General features: G+C 44.4%; 25 protein-coding genes. 24 read left to right on the forward strand and 1 reads right to left on the reverse strand.

What is annotated here, in order from left to right; all coding sequences use genetic code 11:
* The first annotated feature begins 36 nt into the window (after positions 1-36).
* On the forward strand, positions 37-1,506 hold the full coding sequence (gene zwf / locus B3V56_RS08705; protein WP_286303976.1) for a glucose-6-phosphate dehydrogenase: 1,470 nt from the start codon (positions 37-39) through the stop codon (positions 1,504-1,506).
* Positions 1,507-1,568: 62 nt separating this feature from the next.
* On the opposite strand, the gene asd is transcribed toward zwf, so the two are convergent.
* Positions 1,569-2,459 carry an archaetidylserine decarboxylase gene (asd, locus tag B3V56_RS08710; RefSeq protein ID WP_289281934.1) on the reverse strand — a complete coding sequence of 297 codons (891 nt, stop codon included), beginning with the start codon at positions 2,457-2,459 and terminating at the stop codon, positions 1,569-1,571.
* Between the two features lie 83 nt (positions 2,460-2,542).
* Between asd and B3V56_RS08715 the strand changes: the two genes are divergently transcribed.
* The 23 genes from B3V56_RS08715 (at position 2,543) to B3V56_RS08825 (ending at position 21,440) form a co-directional block, all read left to right on the forward strand.
* Positions 2,543-2,956, forward strand: coding sequence for a flagellar basal body-associated FliL family protein (locus B3V56_RS08715; RefSeq protein ID WP_289281935.1), 414 nt, complete (start codon positions 2,543-2,545; stop codon positions 2,954-2,956).
* Positions 2,957-3,004: 48 nt separating this feature from the next.
* The gene (locus tag B3V56_RS08720) at positions 3,005-3,499 is read left to right on the forward strand and encodes a flagellar basal body-associated FliL family protein (protein WP_286303973.1); all 495 of its coding nucleotides are present in this window, start codon (positions 3,005-3,007) and stop codon (positions 3,497-3,499) included.
* Between the two features lie 2 nt (positions 3,500-3,501).
* Positions 3,502-4,524: a flagellar motor switch protein FliM gene (gene fliM, locus B3V56_RS08725; protein WP_286303972.1), complete on the forward strand. Its 1,023-nt coding sequence runs from the start codon at positions 3,502-3,504 to the stop codon at positions 4,522-4,524.
* Positions 4,521-4,979, forward strand: a complete 459-nt coding sequence (gene fliN, locus B3V56_RS08730) for a flagellar motor switch protein FliN (protein WP_286303971.1) — start codon at positions 4,521-4,523, stop codon at positions 4,977-4,979. The genes fliM and fliN overlap by 4 nt, the downstream gene beginning before the upstream one ends.
* Positions 4,979-5,401, forward strand: a complete 423-nt coding sequence (fliO, locus tag B3V56_RS08735; RefSeq protein ID WP_289281937.1) for a flagellar biosynthetic protein FliO — start codon at positions 4,979-4,981, stop codon at positions 5,399-5,401. Before fliN ends, fliO begins: the two co-directional genes overlap by 1 nt.
* Entirely contained in the window at positions 5,398-6,132 is a 735-nt protein-coding gene (fliP, locus tag B3V56_RS08740; protein ID WP_289284178.1) for a flagellar type III secretion system pore protein FliP, read from the forward strand. Before fliO ends, fliP begins: the two co-directional genes overlap by 4 nt.
* A gap of 2 nt (positions 6,133-6,134) precedes the next feature.
* The gene (gene fliQ / locus B3V56_RS08745) at positions 6,135-6,404 is read left to right on the forward strand and encodes a flagellar biosynthesis protein FliQ (RefSeq protein ID WP_007146641.1); all 270 of its coding nucleotides are present in this window, start codon (positions 6,135-6,137) and stop codon (positions 6,402-6,404) included.
* A 2-nt stretch (positions 6,405-6,406) separates the two neighbouring features.
* Positions 6,407-7,189, forward strand: coding sequence for a flagellar biosynthetic protein FliR (gene fliR, locus B3V56_RS08750; RefSeq protein ID WP_289243213.1), 783 nt, complete (start codon positions 6,407-6,409; stop codon positions 7,187-7,189).
* Complete coding sequence (gene flhB / locus B3V56_RS08755; protein ID WP_289281938.1) at positions 7,182-8,315, forward strand: flagellar biosynthesis protein FlhB; 1,134 nt, start codon at positions 7,182-7,184, stop codon at positions 8,313-8,315. Before fliR ends, flhB begins: the two co-directional genes overlap by 8 nt.
* 6 nt (positions 8,316-8,321) lie before the next feature.
* A complete protein-coding gene (gene flhA, locus B3V56_RS08760) occupies positions 8,322-10,409 on the forward strand; it encodes a flagellar biosynthesis protein FlhA (protein ID WP_289243211.1) in 2,088 nt (695 codons plus the stop codon).
* A 22-nt stretch (positions 10,410-10,431) separates the two neighbouring features.
* A complete protein-coding gene (gene flhF, locus B3V56_RS08765; protein WP_289284179.1) occupies positions 10,432-11,643 on the forward strand; it encodes a flagellar biosynthesis protein FlhF in 1,212 nt (403 codons plus the stop codon).
* On the forward strand, positions 11,636-12,514 hold the full coding sequence (locus B3V56_RS08770; RefSeq protein WP_289281942.1) for a MinD/ParA family protein: 879 nt from the start codon (positions 11,636-11,638) through the stop codon (positions 12,512-12,514). Before flhF ends, B3V56_RS08770 begins: the two co-directional genes overlap by 8 nt.
* Positions 12,511-13,233, forward strand: coding sequence for an RNA polymerase sigma factor FliA (locus B3V56_RS08775; protein WP_286303963.1), 723 nt, complete (start codon positions 12,511-12,513; stop codon positions 13,231-13,233). Before B3V56_RS08770 ends, B3V56_RS08775 begins: the two co-directional genes overlap by 4 nt.
* A gap of 15 nt (positions 13,234-13,248) precedes the next feature.
* On the forward strand, positions 13,249-13,638 hold the full coding sequence (gene cheY, locus B3V56_RS08780) for a chemotaxis response regulator CheY (protein ID WP_286303962.1): 390 nt from the start codon (positions 13,249-13,251) through the stop codon (positions 13,636-13,638).
* Between the two features lie 14 nt (positions 13,639-13,652).
* A complete protein-coding gene (locus tag B3V56_RS08785; RefSeq protein ID WP_289243209.1) occupies positions 13,653-14,384 on the forward strand; it encodes a protein phosphatase CheZ in 732 nt (243 codons plus the stop codon).
* An 11-nt stretch (positions 14,385-14,395) separates the two neighbouring features.
* Complete coding sequence (locus B3V56_RS08790) at positions 14,396-16,429, forward strand: chemotaxis protein CheA (protein ID WP_289281943.1); 2,034 nt, start codon at positions 14,396-14,398, stop codon at positions 16,427-16,429.
* An 8-nt stretch (positions 16,430-16,437) separates the two neighbouring features.
* Positions 16,438-17,493, forward strand: coding sequence for a protein-glutamate methylesterase/protein-glutamine glutaminase (locus B3V56_RS08795; RefSeq protein WP_289284180.1), 1,056 nt, complete (start codon positions 16,438-16,440; stop codon positions 17,491-17,493).
* Position 17,494: 1 nt separating this feature from the next.
* Entirely contained in the window at positions 17,495-18,235 is a 741-nt protein-coding gene (locus B3V56_RS08800) for a flagellar motor protein (RefSeq protein ID WP_289243207.1), read from the forward strand.
* A gap of 10 nt (positions 18,236-18,245) precedes the next feature.
* Positions 18,246-19,145, forward strand: coding sequence for a flagellar motor protein MotD (motD, locus tag B3V56_RS08805; protein ID WP_289281946.1), 900 nt, complete (start codon positions 18,246-18,248; stop codon positions 19,143-19,145).
* Between the two features lie 2 nt (positions 19,146-19,147).
* The gene (locus B3V56_RS08810; protein ID WP_289281947.1) at positions 19,148-19,936 is read left to right on the forward strand and encodes a ParA family protein; all 789 of its coding nucleotides are present in this window, start codon (positions 19,148-19,150) and stop codon (positions 19,934-19,936) included.
* Positions 19,929-20,687 carry a chemotaxis protein CheW gene (locus tag B3V56_RS08815; RefSeq protein ID WP_289281948.1) on the forward strand — a complete coding sequence of 253 codons (759 nt, stop codon included), beginning with the start codon at positions 19,929-19,931 and terminating at the stop codon, positions 20,685-20,687. The genes B3V56_RS08810 and B3V56_RS08815 overlap by 8 nt, the downstream gene beginning before the upstream one ends.
* Before the next feature lie 81 nt (positions 20,688-20,768).
* Positions 20,769-21,242 (forward strand): chemotaxis protein CheW, encoded by a 474-nt coding sequence (locus tag B3V56_RS08820; RefSeq protein WP_286303954.1) that lies wholly within the window; start codon positions 20,769-20,771, stop codon positions 21,240-21,242.
* A 12-nt stretch (positions 21,243-21,254) separates the two neighbouring features.
* Positions 21,255-21,440 (forward strand): hypothetical protein, encoded by a 186-nt coding sequence (locus tag B3V56_RS08825; protein WP_289281949.1) that lies wholly within the window; start codon positions 21,255-21,257, stop codon positions 21,438-21,440.
* Positions 21,441-21,459 lie beyond the last annotated feature (19 nt).

The raw sequence follows: 21,459 nt of genomic DNA on the forward strand, positions 1-21,459 counted from the left end.
TCAACGGCTGAGTAATAGCCTGCAACGGGAGAAATCATGCAATCTTGTACCATTGTTATTTTTGGCGCCACAGGCGACTTATCTAAGAAAAAGTTATTGCCTGCTTTATACCATCTTGATGCGGAAAAACGCTTAACAGCGGATACGCGCATTATCTGCATGGGTCGTCGTGAGTCCAGTCAGGAAGACTGGAAAGCACAAGTAACAGAGTTTGTCACACCTAAAGCACGCGGTGGTGTAAATAACGAACTTCTTAATACATTTCTGGATCGTATTCACTACTTCAAATGTGATATCAACGATGCTTTCAGCTATCACGAACTCAACAAACTGATCACTTCAGAAGAGAATAATTTCTCTCAGAATATCGTTTTCTATCTCTCAATTGCGCCAGCATTATTCGGCGTCGTAGGTGATCAATTAGCCGCTGTTGGTTTAAATAAGGAAGACAACGGCTGGCGCCACTTGGTCGTTGAAAAACCATTTGGTTATGACCAGAAGAGTGCTGAAGAATTAGAAGGCATCTTGCGCAAAAACTTCACCGAACAACAAACTTACCGTATCGATCACTACCTGGGTAAAGGTACCGTTCAAAATATTTTTGTATTCCGTTTTGCTAACTTGTTACTCGAGCCATTATGGAACCGTAACTACATTGATCATGTTCAAATTACGCATGCTGAACAACAAGGTGTAGGCGGTCGTGCTGGTTACTATGATACCTCTGGTGCGCTTCGCGATATGATTCAGAGTCACTTGATGCAGGTAATGGCATTAGTCGCGATGGAACCACCAGCAGATTTAGGTGATGAATCTCTACGTGATGAAAAAGTAAAAGTCTTAAAAGCCATCCGCCCTATCACTGAAGATATCGTTGATGATCATGCGTTTCGTGCGCAATATGCGGCCGGTGAAGTCAACGGTAAAAAAGAACCGGGTTACCTGGAAGATGATGAAGTACCGAATGATAGCGTGACGGAAACCTACGCAGCTATGAAATTGTACATTGATAACTGGCGCTGGCGTGGCGTGCCGTTCTACTTAAGAACGGGTAAATGTATGCCTGAATCTAAAGCGATGATTGCTATCCGCTTTAAGAAACCACCCCAAGAGTTATTTAAAGACACTGTAATTGGTGACAGTCATGCCAACTGGATTGTGATGGGTCTGCAACCAGACAACACCTTACGTATCGAATTGCAAGCCAAGCAGCCTGGTCTGGAATTAAACAACCATACTGTGGCGCTTGAAACTGTTGAAAATGAAGATACTAAGCATCGCTTGGATGCCTATGAAGCATTAATTCTGGATGCAATTTTAGGTGACCGTTCGCTGTTCTTGCGTTCAGATGAAGTTAATCTGGCTTGGAAAGTGGTCGATCCTGTCATCGAGAAATGGGCAAAAGATAAAGGCTTCGTTCATACCTACCCTGCAGGCACTTGGGGACCTGAAGAAGTCAGTCGTATTCAGGATAATTCATGTCACGCATGGCGTAACAATATCTAAGCAGATACGCTCACAAAAAAGCCGGCTAGTAGCCGGCTTTTTTATTTCATCTGCAAACAAACTTAGTTCATCGCCTGTCCCAGTTGAATTTTTTCCTCTGGCTGCCATGCTTGATTAAATGGTTTCATGCCGACGGGTAGTAACATCACTACAGTTGACCCCATATTAAACCGACCCATTTCCTGACCTTTTTCGAATGACAACGCTTCATCACCTTCATAAGTCCAGTTTTGTATGCTTTTACCGTAAGGAGGCGTTATCTGACCTGCCCATACCGTTTCCATACTGCCAACAAAAATAGCCCCAACAAGCACGAGAGTCACATCGCCAAAGTCGGTATCAAACACACAGATAACGCGTTCATTTCGGGCGAAGAGTCTAGGCACGGCTCTCGCCGTCCGCGGATTCACTGAGAATAGTTTACCCGGCACATAACGCATGGACTTCAGTTTTCCCGCTATTGGCATGTGAATACGATGGTAATCACGCGGCGAGAGATAAATAGTGGCAAATTGTCCTTGCTGATACTGCTCAGCCAATGCCTTATCTCCTCCCAACAATTCTTCTACTGTATAGCTTCGTCCTTTTGCTTGCACAATACTTTGTCCAATAATTGGACCCAGCTGACTAATGGCACCATCAACAGGAGAAACAATAACCTCTTCACCTGTAGCGATGGGACGAATACCTGCTCGCAACTCACGCGTAAAAAAGGCATTAAAACTGGCGTAATAAGCGCGATCTGAAACGGCGGCCTCGCTGAGATTAACGTTGAACTTCCAGGTAATAAACCGAATGAATGCATTTTTAAACCACTTTACCTGGCTACGAGTTAAGGCATGCATAACAACAGATAAGGCATGCTGTGGAATCACATATTGTGGCAGCGTCAAAATCACATCAGAGACTTTGCTAAACCAAGAAGCTTGTGGGTGTTTTTGCGTTTTACTCATGCCTGCCTCTTTAACCAATTGCCTAAGCTTGTCATAATTCTGTGTAAACCTTTTTCATAAGAAATCATGGAGTATATCAAGCAATGAAGAAATCGCTGTCGCTAATCATTTTATTATTCTTTTATGCCTTAGTGACGCCAACATTTGCTGATGACGATGAGAGTGAAAAAACACCCTCTGTGTATTACAAAATTGAAGAGCCATTTACTATCAACTTTGTGAATCAAAGTCAGAAACGGGCCCGTTATCTTCAAATCAAAGTTGCTCTGATGGCCAAAGATCAAAAAGCACTCGACAATGCAGTGTTAAACCTGCCAATGATTCAGGATGAACTCAGAACATTGTTTTCACAGCAGACCTATGAATCACTCAACACGCTGCAGGGACGAGAAGAGTTAGATAAAAAAGCCACAGAACAAGTGAGAAACATTTTAGAGCAAGAAACAGGTAACCCTGAAATCGAAAAAGTTTACTTCACAAGCTTTATCATCCAATAGTCGGCACAGTACTTGCTATCTTGAAATTAACAAATTGGAAACAGCACTATGGCAGAAGAACGCGAAGATATTGAAATTACAGAAGGCAAAGGTGGTAAGAAAAAACTCATCATCATTATCGTTGTCGCTTTACTATTGATAGGTGGTGGAGTCGCCGCCTTTTTCATGATGAGTGGCGGTGATGAACCCGAGGAAGAAAAAGCTGAAGTCAAACAGCCACCTATCTACTACGCGATTGAAGAACCGTTTATCGTCAACTTCTCTGAACAAAGCAAAGGGGAAGTGAAATATATGCAGATCAAACTCAAGGTAAAAGCGCGTTCTCAGGATGTTATTGATGCTGTGACATTGAACTTACCAGCCATTCAACATGAATTAAATATGCTGTTCTTTAGTCAAAATTATGACGAATTACAAACTATCGAGGGAACAAAAGCACTTCAACAGTCCAGCTTGAATACCATCAATGAGATTCTTAAAAACGAGTCTTCTGTTGATGAACAGTTGGAAGCCGTCTACTTCACCAGCTTCATAATGCAATAACTATGGCCGTTCATGACATCCTCTCACAAGATGAAGTAGATGCACTGCTCAATGGCTTGGGCGATGGCGATATTGAAACAGATGGGTCAGAGAATAGTGACAATGCTGGTACCCGTCCCTACGACTTCGGTAATGAAGAGCGTATTATCCGCGGCCGAATGCCGACCCTGGAAATGATTAATGAGCGATTCGGTCGTTATTTAAGAATTAGTCTGTTCAACATGCTGCGGCGGTCTGCCGAGATCTCTGTCGGAGGTGTTCAGGTGATGAAGTTTTCTGAATACATTCATACTCTTTTTGTGCCCACCAGTCTCAACCTGATTCACCTGCATCCACTGAGAGGCACAGGGTTAATTGTTTTTGAGCCTAAACTGGTATTCACCTTTCTGGATAACTTCTTTGGTGGAGATGGACGCTTTCAGGCTCGTATTGAAGGCAGAGAGTTCACCTCAACCGAGCTTCGAGTCATCAATATGGTACTCAACCTGTGCTTCAAAGATCTGACAGAAGCCTGGTCACCCGTCATGCCGGTTGAATTTGAGTTTGTTAACCATGAAGTGAACCCACAATTTGCCAATATTGTCAGCCCGAGTGAGGTCGTGGTCATCTCTACTTTCCATGTGGATTTAGATGGTGGCAGTGGCGATATACACATTACTTTTCCCTACTCCATGTTGGAACCTATTCGGGAATTACTGGATACCGGTTTACAAAGTGATCGCAGCATGGATGATGGGCGCTGGGAAAAATCCATGCGGGAAGAGATTATGCTCGCCGATGTAGATCTCTGGGCAAACTTATCTCAAGCGACATTATCGCTTGGACAAATATTGAAGTTAAAACCGGGGGATATCATCCCGATTGAGATGCCCAAACATGTGACGACCATGGTAGAAGATATCCCCATGTTTCGTGCCACATTCGGTGAGCATCATGAAAAAACAGCGTTAAAAATCATGGAGATTATTGAACATCCTCATGATACAAATTCTACAATCCACCTGAAAAAAGGTAAAAAGCTATGAGTGAAGACACCCAAACACAAGATCAGGCGCTGGCTGACGAATGGGCGGCTGCACTGGAACAACAAGGTGATGCAGCTGAAACAGAAGAAGATCCCTGGGCAGCCGCTTTAGAAGAACAAGCATCATCAGAATCCACTCAACAAGCTAACCCTGCTCCGGTTGCCAAGCTGGATGATGAAGGCAAACCAAAATCGGATGTTGATCTGGATATGGTGATGGATATTCCGGTCACTATATCAATGGAAATCGGCCGTACCAGAATCAGTATTCGCAACCTGCTTCAACTGAGTCAGGGGTCTGTAGTTGAACTCGACAGATTAGCTGGTGAACCTATGGACGTGCTTGTTAACGATACCCTTATCGCCCACGGTGAGGTCGTGGTGGTCAATGATAAATTTGGTATTCGACTCACCGACATCATCAGTACTTCAGAACGCATCAAGAAACTACGCTAATGAAAAACGCATGGTGCCTGTTAACAAGTATTTTTGTCTCTGCCCCCATTTTTGCTGCAGCTGAATCGGGCGCACATGCGCTCAACCAGTCGCCCCTGTCAGCAGTCAACTTATTGCAAACGATATTGGGCTTAGCTCTTGTTTTAGCTTGTATCGTGGCAGTGGCTTGGTTATTGAAACGCACCAACCGGTTTCATACTGCTGCCAATGGAAAACTTAAAGTCATTGCTGGCATTGCATTAGGCACCAGAGAACGATTAGTTCTGGTTCAGGTAGGTGAAGAGCAATTGCTTTTAGGCGTTACCGCACAACAAATCAATACCTTACACAAACTAGAAACGCCATTAAGCGAGGCGGAATCCTCAACACCGAATGAATTCGCCAATAAACTCCGTCAGTTTATGCAGCGAGGTGACGTATGAATCGCCTGCTTCTCAGTTTATTCTTACTGACATTTCCATTAGTCAGTCTCGCTGAGCCGGGAATTCCAGCCGTAACAGTGACGGATGGTGAAGGTGGACAAAGTTATAGTGTCACCCTGCAAATTCTGGCGTTAATGACTTTACTCACATTATTGCCTGCGGCATTAATGATGATGACCTCCTTCACTCGCATAATTATCGTATTGTCGATTTTACGTCAGGCGATTGGTGTGCAATCCACCCCCTCGAATCAAGTATTAATTGGTCTGGCATTATTTCTGACTATTTTTATTATGCATCCGGTATTCAATAATGCCTACAATGCGGGTGTTGTGCCGTATATGAATGGTGATATTGAGTTCACCCAAGCTATTGAACAAACTGGACAGCCGTTTAAAGAATTTATGCTTGCTCAAACACGGGAAAGTGATATTGCTTTGTTTGCCTCTATTGGTGGCTATGAAGAGATGCAAACACCACAAGACATTCCGTATAGCTTATTACTACCTTCATTTGTCACCAGTGAATTAAAAACGGCTTTCCAAATCGGCTTTTTGATTTTTATCCCTTTTTTAATCATCGACCTTGTCGTAGCCAGTGTCTTGATGGCCATGGGTATGATGATGCTTTCGCCTATGCTGATTTCCCTGCCCTTCAAATTAATGTTGTTTGTTTTGATTGATGGTTGGGCCTTACTCATGGGTACCCTCGCTTCGAGTTTTTACGTGTAATTATGACGCCAGAAACTGTCCTCACCGTTATGCAGCAAACCTTACAGATCATTTCGATTTTGATTGCTGCCATCTTGCTACCCGCTCTGCTGATTGGTTTATTGGTGAGCATGTTTCAGGCGGCGACATCAATCAATGAACAAACCTTAAGTTTTATTCCAAAACTGTTTATTACGCTATTGGTTTTGGTGATGGCAGGGCCTTGGATGTTAGAAATGGTGCTGGGTTTTACTCGTCGCTTGTATGAAGAAATACCGTTTCTCATCGGTTAACTATGGAAATCAGCACCGCTGAGATTACCGGAGTATTAGGGCAATACATGTGGCCCTTTATCCGTATTGCGGCCATGATTATGGTCGCTCCCATTTTTAGTAGTAATTTTCTCAGCGCGCGCACCCGCATCATCATCGCTTTAGCCATCAGTATCGTACTGGTTCCCAATATTCCTGCGAATGTGCCTACCGTCGAACCGTTGAGTATGGAAGGTTTTTTGATCATTGCTCAACAGATCCTGATTGGGGCCTGTATGGGTTTTATGCTGCAACTTCTTTTTAACGCCTTCATTGTGGCTGGGCAAATCATTGCCATGCAGATGGGGTTGGGGTTTGCTTCAATGGTGGATCCACAAAATGGCGTATTAGTCCCTGTTATCAGTCAGTTTTATCTTATTTTCATCACTTTGTTATTCATCACGGTCGATGGTCATTTGATTCTGATAAAGGTGTTATCAGAAAGTTTTGTCACTATGCCAATATCCAGTAGCGGTCTAACACCTACCGATCTTCGTGATGTTGTGGCACAAGCAAGTTGGATGTTTGCTGCTGGCGTAATTATTGCTCTACCTGCCATAGGTTCTATCATGATGGTTAATCTGGCGTTTGGCATCTTATCGCGAGCGGCTCCACAGATCAGTCCATTTTCTATCGGTTTTCCGATGACCATTGTGATGGGTTTTATCATTATGTTTGTCACGCTCCCTTTAGTGGCCGATCACTTAATGGACATGACGGATCATATACTGCAATTGACAAGGCTTATGGTGGTTCAGGATGGCTGAGCAAACCGGACAAGAAAAAACAGAACAGCCTACGGGTAAGCGTTTAGAAGACGCCCGGCAAAAAGGCCAAGTACCTCGCTCGAGAGAGTTAACAACTGTCTTGGTCCTGATTGCCAGTGCCATCGCCTTATTCATCATGGGCAGTAGCCTGATTGAGGATATGGCTGCTGTGATGAATGAGTCGCTGGTATTGAGTCGTAAAGAACTGTTTGATCCTGTGGCAATGGTGCATCATTTCATTCATATGATCGAAATCATCTCATTTGATTTAGGTCTATTTCTCTCCGTGACTGTCATTGCTGCTTTAGCTGCACCAGCCTTAATTGGTGGCTGGAATTTCTCTACGCAAGCAATGGCATTTAAGCCAGAAAAAATGGACCCCATCAAAGGGCTCAAACGTGTCTTTGGGCCACAAGGTCTGGTTGAGCTGGGTAAAGCATTAGGGAAATTTATTCTTATCGGTGCGATATCGACGGCTATTTTATGGGGAATACGTGACCAATTATTGACGCTTGGCACTCAGGAAGTGAACGTTGCTATGACAGATTTAGCGTATTTAACCTTATGGATATTTCTGGCAATTACCGCGAGTCTGATCTTAATTGCATTAATTGATGTGCCTTTCCAGCTATGGAATCACAGCCGACAATTGCGGATGACAAAGCAAGAAGTCAAAGATGAAATGAAACAGACGGATGGTAACCCCGAGGTCAAGGGCCGAATCAGACGTATGCAAATTCAAATGTCTCAGCAGCGGATGATGCAGGATATTCCTTCCGCTGATGTGGTTATCACCAACCCAACTCACTATGCTGTGGCAATGCGTTATGACCAATCTCGCTCTGGCGCTCCGATTGTTGTCGCTAAAGGTGCTGATTTAATTTCACAACAAATCCGTTTGGTCGCAGAGAATAACGATGTCCCTATTCTTGCCGCCCCTCCTCTGACTCGTGCTGTTTATTACTCAACAGAAATCGGCGAAGAAATCCCATCTGGTCTATATATTGCAGTAGCCCAAGTACTGGCTTTTGTATTCCAGTTGCGGCGCTACCGTAAACAAGGTGGTAATAAACCGCATCTGAATCCAGAAGATCTACCCATACCGGATGAATACAGACGAGATTAATGTTAGATGGAAAATAATGTACTGGCGGCCCGTTTTAAATCAGTCGTAAACGGTCAATTAGCCACACCAATGCTTCTGGTGGCATTGCTGGCCATGGTGATTCTGCCTTTACCAGCGTTTATGCTGGACATGCTCTTCACTTTTAATATTGCCTTATCACTGGTAATCGTATTAGCCAGTATTTACATGCTAAAACCGCTGCATTTTGCAGCCTTCCCAAGTATTTTGTTGATAGCGACCTTACTCAGGCTTGCCTTAAATGTGGCTTCAACGCGAATTATTTTGATGGAAGGCCATACTGGTGCTGCCGCAGCAGGAAACGTTATTGAAGCCTTCGGTGAGTTTGTTATTGGTGGTAACTATGCTGTGGGTTTTGTGGTCTTTGCCATCCTGGTTATTATCAACTTTGTCGTTGTCACCAAAGGTGCCACCCGTATTGCTGAAGTCAGTGCTCGGTTTACCTTAGACTCCATGCCCGGTAAACAGATGGCTATAGATGCCGATCTCAATGCCGGCCTTATCGATCAAGATGAAGCGCGTCGTCGTCGTGAAGAAATCATGCAGGAATCAGACTTTTACGGTTCTATGGATGGTGCCAGTAAATTTGTTCGGGGTGATGCGGTAGCCGGGATATTGATTCTGTTTATCAACATTATCGGTGGTTTTATTATTGGCGTTGCCCAACATGATTTAAGTTTTTCTCAAGCAGCACAAAACTACACGCTGTTAACCATTGGTGATGGCTTGGTCGCTCAGTTACCTTCACTTTTATTAGCCTCAGCAGCAGGCCTGCTGATTACACGCTCAACAAAAGAGCAGGATATGGGACAGCAGATTGTTAGTCAGTTGCTGAGCGATCCCAAAACACTGGCTGTCACCTCAACCATTATCGGTGGATTAGGCTTGATTCCAGGCATGCCTAATATCCCTTTCCTGATTCTAGCTGCTATTGGTGGCACCTGTGCATTCCTGATTCATAAGCGTCAAAAAGTTGCCACGGAAAATGAATTAGCGGCAGCACAACAGCCCACTTCAGAAGCTGCAAGAGAACAGCGTGAATTAAGTTGGGACGATCTCAGCCCTGTGGATCCAATCGGCCTGGAAGTCGGTTACCGACTGATTCCACTGGTAGATAAATCTCAGGGTGGGCAGTTAATGAATAGAATCAAAGGTATTCGTAAGAAAATATCACAGGAAATGGGCTTTTTAATCCCTCCCGTGCATATTCGAGACAACCTCGATCTGGCACCAACAGCCTATCAAATCACTCTGTTTGGTGTGACCTTTGGCGAAGCTGAAGTTTATCCCGACAGAATGTTAGCCATTAATCCTGGACAGGTTTTTGGCGATCTCGAAGGTATCAAAACGCAAGATCCGGCTTTTGGGCTAGACGCTATCTGGATTGAGACTGGGCAGCGTGAATATGCACAAGCACAAGGTTATACCGTGGTAGATGTAGATACGGTCATTGCGACTCATCTGAGTAAGATTCTCAACAATCATGCTCATGATCTGCTTGGCCGTGAAGAGGTTCAACATTTACTTGATAACCTGGCCAAGTCTGCGCCTAAACTGGTTGAGGGGCTGGTGCCAGATACAGTACCACTTGGCACGGTACAGAAGGTTCTGCAGAATTTGCTGGAAGAGAATATTCCTGTGCGTGATATACGTACCATTACTGAATCCATATCAGAGCAGGCCGCCCGTAATCCCGATCCGGAAGCGATCACGGCAGCAACCCGTATGTCGCTCAGTCATTCCATCATTCAGCATATTAATGGTACACGTACAGATCTCCCTATCATTACACTGGATCCAGAACTGGAACAGATATTGCTAAAAACTTTACAGGCATCCGGTGAAGGTGGAGCCAGTCTGGAACCAGGTCTGGCAGAAAATATGCACAAGAACTTGCAAGAAGCGACACAAAGACAGGAAATGACAGGTGATGCAGCGATTCTTGTTGTTCAAGCAGGTTTGAGAAGTTGGATTTCTCGCTTTATTCGCCACTCTATTCCCGGATTGAATGTATTGTCCTACAACGAAATACCGGACGATAAACAAATAAGAATAGTGGCCAATATTGGTCGATAAATTTAGAGTTTGAGGTTGATGTATGAAAATCAAACGATTCCAAGCAGCTGATGTGCGTCAAGCTATTCGTGAGGTTCGGGATGTACTGGGCCCGGATGCGGTCATACTGTCCAATACTCGTGTCGATGGTGGTATTGAAATTGTGGCTGCTACTGACTATGACGAATCACAGTTTCGTCGTCAGGCGCAAGTCGAAACAGCTTCTACACAAGCACAGCAACCTCCTCGAGTTGAAATAAATCCCACTCCAGACACATATGCGCACGAACAACCACAAGCAGCGCCAAAACAAAATATCTGGTCTCAGGAACCAACTCTGGTGCAGATGCGTAAAGAAATTGCTGGCTTACGTAATATGCTACAAAATCAGCTATCGGATCTGACCTGGAAAGATATGGAGCGTCAGAATCCAACCCAGGTACAGCTACTAAAACGTTTTATGCAGATGGGCATTGACGTGGAACTCGCCAAATCTATCACCGCAAAAATGCATGGTATTGATGATTTGGAAACAGCATGGCGGCATTGTCTGGGCTCATTAGCTTCACAAATTCAGCTCACAGAAGAAGACATTCTGACTCAAGGTGGCATCTATGCTTTGGTCGGTCCAACAGGCGTTGGAAAAACGACCACGATAGCTAAACTCGCCGCCCGGTGTGCTCTAAAGCACGGTGCACGGCAAGTTGCCTTGATCACCACCGACTGCTATCGCATAGGAGGTCAGGAGCAGTTACGTACCTATGCCCGAATTTTGGGTGTACCTGTGAGAGTGGCCAGAACCCATGCTGAACTCACTGAAACTCTTAATGACCTGCTTGATCGCCGCTTTATCCTGATAGATACTGCGGGAATGAATCAACGTGATATAAAACTGACAGAGAAGTTTGCTGTGATAAAACAGCAGTCCCCTCGTGTCAAAACATACTTAACCATGTCAGCAAACACTCAAGCCAGTGCGATGGATGATATTATTCATGCTTATTCTCACTTGAACTTGAGTGGCTGTGTTTTAACTAAAACAGATGAAGCCAGCAGTCTCGGTGGTGCAGTATCGGCTTTAGTACGTCACCATTTACCCCTAGCCTATGTGGCAAATGGTCAGCAAGTGCCGGAAGATCTGAGTCTCGCTCGACCCAATACACTAGTTAACCAGGCCAGCGAATTGATGAATAATGAGCAACAACTGGATCCCCAAACAGTATCCAGCTACGGAGGTTTTGCCGCTTATGGCTGAAAATACCCAACCCCATGATCAAGCTGCAGGCCTTCGCATAATGACGCAAGCCATCAGGCCCGTTAAAGTGATTGCTATTGCCAGCGGCAAAGGTGGTGTAGGTAAAACAAATGTGACAGTTAATCTCGGCGTCGCGTTAGCTGCTTTAGGAAAAGAAGTTGTCCTGCTTGATGCGGATTTGGGCTTGGCAAATATAGACGTGATGTTAGGGCTCCATCCCCAATACAACTTATTGCATGTATTAGATGGAACCAAATCACTGAGAGACATTATTGTTGAAGGCCCTTCTGGCCTGAAGATTATTCCAGCCGCTTCTGGTGTGAAAAAAATGGCTGAACTCAGCACGGCTGAACATGCCGGCATGATCCAAGCCTTTAGTGAGATGGATCAACACATCGACGTGCTATTGATTGACAGTGCGGCAGGTATCGCTGACAGTGTTATCACTTTTAGTAAAGCGGCTCAGGAAGTGATTGTTGTGGTTTGTGACGAACCAGCCTCAATCACAGACGCCTATGCTTTGATTAAGCTTCTCAGCCGTGAGCATCAGGTTGAACGCTTCCATATCGTGACTAATATGTGCCGAAGCGTGCAGGAAGGTCGTGAACTTTTTGATAAGATTTCTTTAGTCTGTGATCGCTTTCTCGACGTGACCCTGGACTTTATGGGTATAGTACCGTTTGATGAAGATTTAAGACGGTCAGTGAAAAAACAACGTAGTGTAGTAGAAGCATTTCCACGTAGTAAAGCGGCTACGGCATTTGCACATTTAGCCAAAAAAATTGAATATTGGCCTGTACAGAAACAACCTCGTGGCCATATGGAATTTTTTGTTGAGCGACTCATTCAGGCAAGTATGGAAATGGCATGAGTAACAGAGCAGTCATGTATACATCGGGTCAAAGTAAATCAGAGTTGATTGAGCAACACGCGCCTCTGGTCAAACGAATCGCTTATCACATGATTGCGAGATTACCAGCGTCAGTTGATGTTGAAGATTTAATTCAGGCAGGCATGATTGGCCTACTCGATGCCTCTCACCAGTACAACTCCGCTCAAGGCGCAAGCTTTGAAACCTATGCAGGCATCCGTATACGTGGTTCCATGCTGGATGAAATCCGCCGCAATGACTGGGCGCCCAGATCGGTGCACAGAAAAGCCCGTGAAATCGCGGAACAAATGCATAAAATCGAACAGGAAAAAGGACGGAATGCTTCAGACAGTGAGGTAGCCGCGGCGCTTGGTATCGATATCAACGAGTATTACCAACAACTGCACGATTCAAGTGGTTATCAGGTTTTTAGCCTGGATGAGTTTACTGATAATGATGAAACCCAGGCTCACCCTATATCTGTCGGCCCCAGTGGGCCAGATGATGAAGTTCAGGATGATGATTTCCAACAGGCATTGGCACAAGCCATAGACACACTCCCAGAGCGTGAGCGCTTATTAATGAGCCTGTATTATAATGACGAATTAAATTTAAAGGAGATCGGCGAGGTTCTGGGCGTAAGTGAGTCCAGAGTCAGTCAAATTCATAGTCAGACTGTGATTCGACTTCGCGCCAAACTTCGTGACTGGATTATGTAATTTTGGAGGTGTGCTTTGGATAAAAATATGAAAATCCTGATCGTGGATGACTTTTCCACTATGCGTCGGATCATAAAAAATCTGTTACGGGATTTGGGATTCAACAACACGCAAGAAGCCGATGATGGCTTAACAGCTTTGCCCATACTTCAAGCAGGTGGAATTGATTTTCTGGTCACTGATTGGAACATGCCTGGCATGCAAGGGATTGATCTACTAAAAACAGTCCGTGCCGATGAAAAACTCGCCTCATTGCCAGTACTTATGGTAACGGCAGAGACCAAACGCGAACAAATCATTGAAGCTGCACAAGCGGGTGTCAACGGTTATATCGTCAAACCATTCACTGCAGCGACGCTCAAGGAAAAAATCGAAAAGATTTTTGAACGCATTAACGCACAATAAGGAGCACTCGGCTCATGGCTTTAGTAAATCAGGCAACCCAATTGGATGCAGCAAAAGCCCTCGTTGAGGCGCTTGAAAAAAATGATGAAAAAGCGGCTGAGGAGCAACTGACTATTCTTGCAAAAGCACAGGAAAGTCAGTTATTCAAAGAAGTTGGCAAACTGACTCGCGAATTACACGACTCCTTAAATAATTTTAATCTCGACGCCAGACTCATTGATTTAACTCAAAATGATATGCCTAACACACGTGACCGACTTAACTATGTCATCACCACGACTGAAGAAGCAGCACATAAAACGTTAGGTTATATAGATAACACCCTACCTTTGGCTCAAGAACTCCGAAATACTGCCGAAAAGATAGATGAGAGCTGGCACCGTTTTCGGAAAAAGGAAATGAATGCAGATGAGTTCCGCATATTGGTAAAAGAAATTGAAAACTATTTACCGACAGTGAAACAACATGCAGATCAAGTTCATCATAATTTATCTGAAATGATGTTAGCTCAGGGCTTCCAAGATTTGACCGGACAAGTGATTCGTCAGGTGATTAGCTTGGTAGAAGAAGTGGAAGATAGTTTGGTGCAGTTAGTCAAAGTGGCTGGCAAACCTCAACCGTCTTCTAATAAAAAAGAAATTGACCCAATTAAAGCTGAAGGTCCACAGATAAACGCACAAGATAATCCGAATGTGGTGAATAACCAGGATGATGTGGATGACTTGTTATCTAGCCTTGGCTTCTGAGGAAATGATTCATGGCGCTGGATACAGATGATGAAATCCTGCAAGACTTTCTTGTTGAAGCAGAAGAAATATTAGAAGGTCTGAACGAACAGCTTGTAGAGCTCGAAAATAGCCCACAAGATGCTGATCTCCTTAACTCTATTTTTCGTGGTTTTCATACCATTAAAGGTGGGGCAGGTTTTCTCAGCCTGGAAGCAATGGTCAATCTTTGCCACAAAAGTGAAGATTTATTCAATCTGCTAAGACAAGGTGAACGCTTTGTTGATGCCGATATGATGGACACCTTTCTTAAGGTGCTCGACATATTGAACACCATGTTTGCGGAAATCAAATCCGGTCAATACCCCAGCCCGGCTGACGCTGAAGTTATTGAGTCATTATCAGCTTATTTAAATAACGATTCAGCCCCCGCTGCTGCACCTGAGCCCGAACCAGAACCTGAAGTGGTCGAAGAAGTCACTCCTCCCCCTGCTTCAACTGAGTCAAGTTCAGCTGATGCGCCTGCAGATGACGAAATCACAGATGATGAATTCGAAGCCTTGTTAGACCAGTTACATGGTAATTCAGCACCTGGCATAAAAGACTCAGAAAAAGCACCAAAAGAACCGCCTGCTCCTGCGGCTTCCGCGTCAAGCTCATCCAACAGTGACGATATCACTGAAGAAGAATTTGAAGCATTGCTTGACGAATTACAAGGTGCGAAAAAAGCAGAAGCGGAAAAACCAGTGCCGCCACCAGCAGCACCTAAATCAGCGCCCTCTCCTAGCACTGATAAAGCGGTAGAACCTAAGGCTCCTACACCTACACCTAAGCCAGCAGAAAAAGCAGCATCTGAAAAGGTCGAAGCAAAGGCAGCACCAGCTAAACAAGCTGCTGATACCAGTGTACGTGTTGATACAAGTCGTCTCGATGAAATCATGAACATGGTCGGTGAATTGGTGCTGGTACGAAACCGGATCAGTACACTCGAGTCTTCATTTGAAAATGAAGAGATGGCAAAAGCGGTCAATAACCTTCGTGTTGTCACGGGTGACCTGCAAACGGCTGTAATGAAAACGCGCATGCAACCGATCAAAAAAGTATTTGGTCGTTTCCCGCGAGTGGTTCGTGATATCGCCAGAAGCCTGAAAAAAGATATTGATCTTGAACTGCGTGGTGAAGAAACTGATCTCGACAAAAACTTAGTCGAAGCTCTCGCAGATCCGCTTGTGCATTTAGTCAGAAATGCAGTTGACCATGGTGTAGAAATGCCTGACGTCCGCGAAGCTGCTGGTAAACCCCGTCAAGGTAAAGTCGTACTGTCTGCAGCTCAAGAAGGTGATCATATTCTTCTCACTATCGCAGATGATGGTGCGGGTATGAACCCGGAAACGCTGCGTCGCAAGGCGGTTGAAAAAGGCATGATGGATGAAGACACCGCCGCCAGACTTACCGAATCAGAGTGTTTTTCACTAATCTTCTCTCCCGGTTTTTCCATGAAGCAGGAGATTTCAGATATTTCTGGCCGTGGTGTGGGTATGGATGTGGTGAAAACCAGCATATCTAAACTCAATGGTGTCATAGATATTCAATCTGAAGTGGGTGTGGGCACAACTTTGTCCATCAAAGTCCCTCTGACGTTAGCCATTATGCCGACATTAATGGTCATGCTCGGTGAGCAGATTTTTGCTTTCCCACTGGTGAACGTGAATGAAATTTTCCATCTCGATCTTTCTAAAACCAATGTCGTTGATGGACAACAAACCATTATGGTGAGAAATAAAGCCTTACCCTTATTCTACCTCAGCAAGTGGCTGACCAAAGGTCGAACTGATGGTAAAAAACCAGAGATCGAGCATGTTGTTATTGTGAATGTGGGTACTCAGCGTGTTGGTTTCGTTGTTGATGTATTGCTAGGTCAAGAAGAAGTTGTAATTAAACCACTTGGAGCTTTGTTACAAGGAACTCATGGGTTTGCTGGCGCGACTATTACTGGTGACGGCCGCATTGCATTAATTTTGGATTTTCCAGAATTAATGAAAGTCCATGCTAACCGTGGATACTAGGAGTAAAAGTGACGGTTAAGGTTCTGATAGTCGATGACTCAAGTTTTTTCCGTAAACGTCTTGCTGAAATCATAGCAACTGATCCGCGACTCCAGGTTATTGCTACGGCCAGTAATGGTGAAGAAGCCATTCGCGAAGTACAGCGTCATCACCCAGATGTAGTGACTATGGACTTAGAAATGCCGGTGATGGATGGCATCACAGCTGTTCGAAAGATTAAAACCATTCGTCATACACCCGTTTTGATGTTGTCCACCTGGACAACTGAAGGCGCCAAATCGACTTTAGATGCATTGGAAGCCGGAGCCACTGATTTTTTACCAAAACGCTTTGAAGATCTATCAAGCGATAAAATTGAAGCTCAGCGTAAGCTCTGTCAACGTATTTACCAACTAGCCAGTGGTTTTCAGGCCAGTCAATCAGACATGCCTGCCAATAGAGCTACTAACAGTCAAACACAAGTGGCGGCCGCTAAACCCGAAAAGTCATTCAATACCACACCTGAACTGGTTGCTATTGGCACTTCAACAGGTGGGCCCGTTGCTTTACAAAAAGTGTTAACGCAGTTACCAGCGAGTTTTCCCTGCCCTATTTTACTTATTCAGCATATGCCGGCCACCTTTACGCCATCATTTGCAGAACGTCTGAATACACAGTGTGCGATTCGAGTAAAACAGGCTGAAAATGGTGAACATTTAGTGCCAGGAACAGCTTATCTCGCCCCTGGTGGTGAACAAATGTTGCTTAAAGGCCGACCGAATAATCTCTATCTCAGTATTGAGCCGGGGGATGTGAAGGAGACCTATAAACCCTGTGTCGATTTAACATTTGACTCTATTGCACACATCTGTGGTTCAAAAACGTTAGCGGTGATTTTAACGGGTATGGGTAGTGATGGTCGTAATGGCTGTGAAAGTATCAAGAAAAAAGCCGGCAAGATCTGGGCTCAAGACCAGCAAAGTAGCACGATTTATGGCATGCCTATGGCAGTGGCCAAAGCCGGATTAGCTGACAAAATATTGGATATTAATGAAATTGGCCGTCAACTGGCGGAATTGAGTTGATATGGATATTTTAAGTATCCTCGGTCTGATAGTCGGTTTTGGTGCCATATTAGTGGGCCAGTACCTTGAAGGCGGTCATATCGACACCATACTGAATGCCGTTGCATTATTAATCGTTATGGGAGGGACGCTCGGTGCTGTGATGCTGCAAACCCCAATGAGCACTTTTCTTCGTGCGATGCGTATGTCTTTATGGATTATTAAGCCCCCCAAATTATCGGCTCATCAGCAACTAGAAAAAATACTGGAATGGAATCAGGTCGCTCGTCGGGAAGGCTTAATCCGATTAGAGTCTATGGCGATTGATGAATCTGACCTTTTCACTCAAAAAGGTTTGCAATTGATTGCTGATGGCATTGAACCAGAAGTGCTGCGAGAAGTATTAGAAAACGACCTGGATATTCAAGAGTCGGATGATTTTCAGGCAGCAAAAGTGTTTGAAGCTATGGGTGGCTACTCGCCGACTATCGGTATTATTGGCGCAGTAATGGGATTAATACATGTCATGGGTAATCTCGCCGATCCGGCCTCACTTGGCTCAGGAATTGCAGTTGCTTTTGTGGCTACCATTTATGGCGTTGGTCTCGCTAATTTATTGTTTTTACCCATAGGTAATAAGTTAAAAGCCCTGATTAATAAACGTAGTCGCCTTCAAATGATGTTAATCGAAGGTTTGATTGGTGTTGCAGACGGAGACAACCCAAGAAATATTGAAAGTCGTCTTCAGGCCTATTTAAATTAAGTGATGCTCTATGGCACGTCGAAAAAGACATGAAGAACATGAAAATCACGAACGTTGGCTGGTCTCTTATGCTGACTTTATCACCCTTCTATTTGCGTTTTTTGTTGTCATGTATTCGATTTCATCAGTGAATGAAGGTAAATATCGTGTACTTTCCGACACACTTGAAGCCGTATTTTCAGAGTCTGTTCGAAGTAAAGATCCAATACAAATTGGTGAAATCAGTCGAGGTGAAGGTGAAATTAAGCTTGAGCCTATAGCCCCTGTGCCGGTTATACCTGAAGAAGCACCTCTTCCTGAACTGAGCAATGAGATGCCTCTTACTGCGTCGGATAATGATATCCGAACGATCAACGATTTATCTCAGCAATTCACCTCCGCTTTATCGGACTGGATAGGCACAGAAGATGTAACCATTAAACAAGGTGAGGACTGGTTAGAGCTCGAAATCAAATCACGGGTGCTCTTCGAAAGTGGTGAAGCCAGATTGGCCCGACCCGCCATACCGGTACTTGGCGAGATTGCCAGTATTCTGCAAACATCGGCTAACCCTATCCAGGTCGAGGGCTTTACTGATAACAACCCGATCAATACTCCCCGCTTCCCTTCCAATTGGGAATTATCTGCTGCACGGGCTGCCAGCGTTGTTCACCTACTAGATAGATACGGTATCCAACCTGATCGCATGTCTGCTATTGGTTATGGTGAATACAAACCCATTGCCAGTAATGATACTGAAGCAGGTCGTCAAAAAAACCGTCGTGTTGTGCTCGTGGTATTAGGTAATGATATGAGTCGCCGTGACATCACTGTTTTTGAACACACTGATGCCTTGACTACTCCACAGGCCCCCACAGCCATCAGTAATGATGGCAGCCAATTAGGCATTGATAATAGAGGGGGACAATAATCATGGCCGTTTGGGCAGTGTGTAATCAAAAAGGTGGGGTAGCAAAAACCACGACAGTGGTATCGCTTGCCAGCTTACTTGCTCAACAAAGCGAACCAGTGCTTATGCTGGATCTTGATCCACATGGCTCCTTAACGACTTATCTTGGTTATGATCCAGACGCTATTGAAACCAGTATTTACACCTTATTTCAGCAGTTAGATAACACCCCTAAAGAAGCGATTTTAAAAAGTCTGAAGAAAACACGTCATGACAATATTTTCTTGTTACCTGCCTCTACAGCTATGGCCACACTTGACAGACAACTTGGCGCGCAACAAGGTAAAGGCTTAGTCATACGAAAAACTCTCAGCTTTTTCAAAGATCGCTTTAAACACGTACTGATTGACTGTCCCCCAATGCTTGGGGTGTTAATGATCAATGCTCTGGCCGCCTGTGATAAGTTGGTTATTCCTGTACAAACAGAATTTTTATCGCTCAAAGGTCTGGAGCACATGCTACATACCGTATCGATGATTAATCATTCTCGACGTAGTGCTTTGCCTTATTTTATTGTGCCTACCATGCATGATGGCCGAACAAAAGCTGCAATAGATTGCCTTGCAGAACTGCATAAACGTTATGAAGAGAATGTCTGGAAAGGCTTTGTTCCAGTTGATATAGGCTTTCGTGAAGCCAGCAAACTTGGTCTCCCCTTACCTGAGATGGCCCCTGATAGTCCTGGCGCAAGCGCCTATCGGCAGCTATTGACCGTCTTGAGCGAGCCAGAAGTGAGTGTATCCAATGGCTAAGAAGCCTATTTACGATCAAAAAGACGCCCTGTCAGCCTATTTTAATGACATGTTGGCTGACTCACATACACGCCAGCCAATTGTTGAAAACAAAACTGAATCGCCTCCAGTATCGCCGTCATTGAAACAAAATATTGTGTTCCCAGTTGAAGAGTTGGCCGTCCCTGTTGATGCAGAGATATCAGCGCCAACACCTTTACCTCAACCTTCAGTCACGCAAAGTGAAGTAGAAACATCGTTAAATGTCACTGATGACAAAGTCGCGACTGAACAGGTACAAGACACGGATATTGACACGACTGATGCGATATCCTCGGACCAGATACAAACAGAGAATGCTGTACTCAAACTATTACTCTGCGATATTGGTGGAATAAAAGTGGCGATCAAAGTGGATGCTTTGGACAATATTATCCGTTGGCCAGAGAAGGATTTGAGTTATATTCCAGGACGTAAATCCTGGGAAGTCGCCTTATATAATGACAATGGACAAAATACCAATGTCATCGACATAAGAAAGCTCTTGCACTCACCTGAACAGACATCACCACTCAATGCCCATTACATATTACTGGTCAATGATCGTCGAACCGGTATTGCATGTGACACGATTGAGCAAATTATCAATAAAAACAATAATGAGATTAACTGGCGCAATGATACTCATCAGCGACCATGGTTTACAGGGGTACTGAGCGAGACAATGCACAGTGTTTTGGATATATCAGCCATTATCAAGGCGTTAGAGTGATAAAAATGGCATGAAGCCTGCATAATCTTTATCAACAGCTCGCTGTCATAAAAATGACAGCCATATCAGAAGGTCATAAAAATGAGCGAGAAAGATAACAGTAACGAAAATCCCATACTACAGTGGGTCACTTATCAACTTGAAGACGAATACTACGGTATCAACGTCATGCAGGTGCAAGAAGTCTTACGTATGACAGAAATCGCGCCTGTACCTGGTGCGCCACCGTATGTACTTGGCATCATTAATCTACGCGGCAATGTGGTGACTGTCATTGATACGCGGATGCGTTTTGGTTTAAGTGCCATTGAGCCTGATGACCGTGCACGCATCATTATCGTAGAAGTCTCCGGTCATGTGATCGGCATGCTCGTCGATTGTGTAGCTGAGGTGGTGTATTTACGCCAATCTGAAATTGATACCGCACCGAATGTCAGTGATGATAGCTCACGTTTTATTCAAGGTGTCTGCAAACGTGAGAAATATTTATTGATCTTAGTAGATGTCAATAAGTTGTTAAATGATGAAGAGATTGCTGATATCTCAGGTTTTTAAAGGGTAACGTTCATGGCTGATGATATTAATCCAATTCAGCCCACGACGCCCCTGCCGTTGAGTCATCCTGTGTCTGATGAGGATAAACCGGCCTCACAGGAACAGCACAAGAAGAAAAAAGACAAAGAACCACCTGAAGAAGAAAAGCCGCGTCCTAAAGAGGATGATAAAGGTGAATTTATTGATGAGTATGTATGAATTCAGACGGATGTCTGGG

This window comes from Methylophaga sp. UBA2513, assembly GCF_002341285.1.
Lineage (GTDB): Bacteria > Pseudomonadota > Gammaproteobacteria > Nitrosococcales > Methylophagaceae > Methylophaga > Methylophaga marina.

Excerpts from the sequence above, each read along its gene's own strand:
- B3V56_RS08785 (WP_289243209.1), top strand. The coding sequence starts at position 13,653 with ATGGCTTTAGTAAATCAGGCAACCCAATTGGATGCAGCAAAAGCCCTC.
- B3V56_RS08810 (WP_289281947.1), top strand. The coding sequence starts at position 19,148 with ATGGCCGTTTGGGCAGTGTGTAATCAAAAAGGTGGGGTAGCAAAAACC.
- B3V56_RS08775 (WP_286303963.1), top strand. The coding sequence starts at position 12,511 with ATGAGTAACAGAGCAGTCATGTATACATCGGGTCAAAGTAAATCAGAG.
- motD (WP_289281946.1), top strand. The coding sequence starts at position 18,246 with ATGGCACGTCGAAAAAGACATGAAGAACATGAAAATCACGAACGTTGG.
- asd (WP_289281934.1), bottom strand. The coding sequence starts at position 2,459 with ATGAGTAAAACGCAAAAACACCCACAAGCTTCTTGGTTTAGCAAAGTC.
- B3V56_RS08820 (WP_286303954.1), top strand. The coding sequence starts at position 20,769 with ATGAGCGAGAAAGATAACAGTAACGAAAATCCCATACTACAGTGGGTC.
- B3V56_RS08825 (WP_289281949.1), top strand. The coding sequence starts at position 21,255 with ATGGCTGATGATATTAATCCAATTCAGCCCACGACGCCCCTGCCGTTG.
- flhB (WP_289281938.1), top strand. The coding sequence starts at position 7,182 with ATGGCTGAGCAAACCGGACAAGAAAAAACAGAACAGCCTACGGGTAAG.
- flhA (WP_289243211.1), top strand. The coding sequence starts at position 8,322 with ATGGAAAATAATGTACTGGCGGCCCGTTTTAAATCAGTCGTAAACGGT.
- fliQ (WP_007146641.1), top strand. The coding sequence starts at position 6,135 with ATGACGCCAGAAACTGTCCTCACCGTTATGCAGCAAACCTTACAGATC.
- fliM (WP_286303972.1), top strand. The coding sequence starts at position 3,502 with ATGGCCGTTCATGACATCCTCTCACAAGATGAAGTAGATGCACTGCTC.
- B3V56_RS08720 (WP_286303973.1), top strand. The coding sequence starts at position 3,005 with ATGGCAGAAGAACGCGAAGATATTGAAATTACAGAAGGCAAAGGTGGT.
- B3V56_RS08715 (WP_289281935.1), top strand. The coding sequence starts at position 2,543 with ATGAAGAAATCGCTGTCGCTAATCATTTTATTATTCTTTTATGCCTTA.
- B3V56_RS08770 (WP_289281942.1), top strand. The coding sequence starts at position 11,636 with ATGGCTGAAAATACCCAACCCCATGATCAAGCTGCAGGCCTTCGCATA.
- B3V56_RS08815 (WP_289281948.1), top strand. The coding sequence starts at position 19,929 with ATGGCTAAGAAGCCTATTTACGATCAAAAAGACGCCCTGTCAGCCTAT.
- B3V56_RS08790 (WP_289281943.1), top strand. The coding sequence starts at position 14,396 with ATGGCGCTGGATACAGATGATGAAATCCTGCAAGACTTTCTTGTTGAA.
- B3V56_RS08800 (WP_289243207.1), top strand. The coding sequence starts at position 17,495 with ATGGATATTTTAAGTATCCTCGGTCTGATAGTCGGTTTTGGTGCCATA.
- fliR (WP_289243213.1), top strand. The coding sequence starts at position 6,407 with ATGGAAATCAGCACCGCTGAGATTACCGGAGTATTAGGGCAATACATG.
- zwf (WP_286303976.1), top strand. The coding sequence starts at position 37 with ATGCAATCTTGTACCATTGTTATTTTTGGCGCCACAGGCGACTTATCT.
- fliN (WP_286303971.1), top strand. The coding sequence starts at position 4,521 with ATGAGTGAAGACACCCAAACACAAGATCAGGCGCTGGCTGACGAATGG.
- fliP (WP_289284178.1), top strand. The coding sequence starts at position 5,398 with ATGAATCGCCTGCTTCTCAGTTTATTCTTACTGACATTTCCATTAGTC.
- fliO (WP_289281937.1), top strand. The coding sequence starts at position 4,979 with ATGAAAAACGCATGGTGCCTGTTAACAAGTATTTTTGTCTCTGCCCCC.
- flhF (WP_289284179.1), top strand. The coding sequence starts at position 10,432 with ATGAAAATCAAACGATTCCAAGCAGCTGATGTGCGTCAAGCTATTCGT.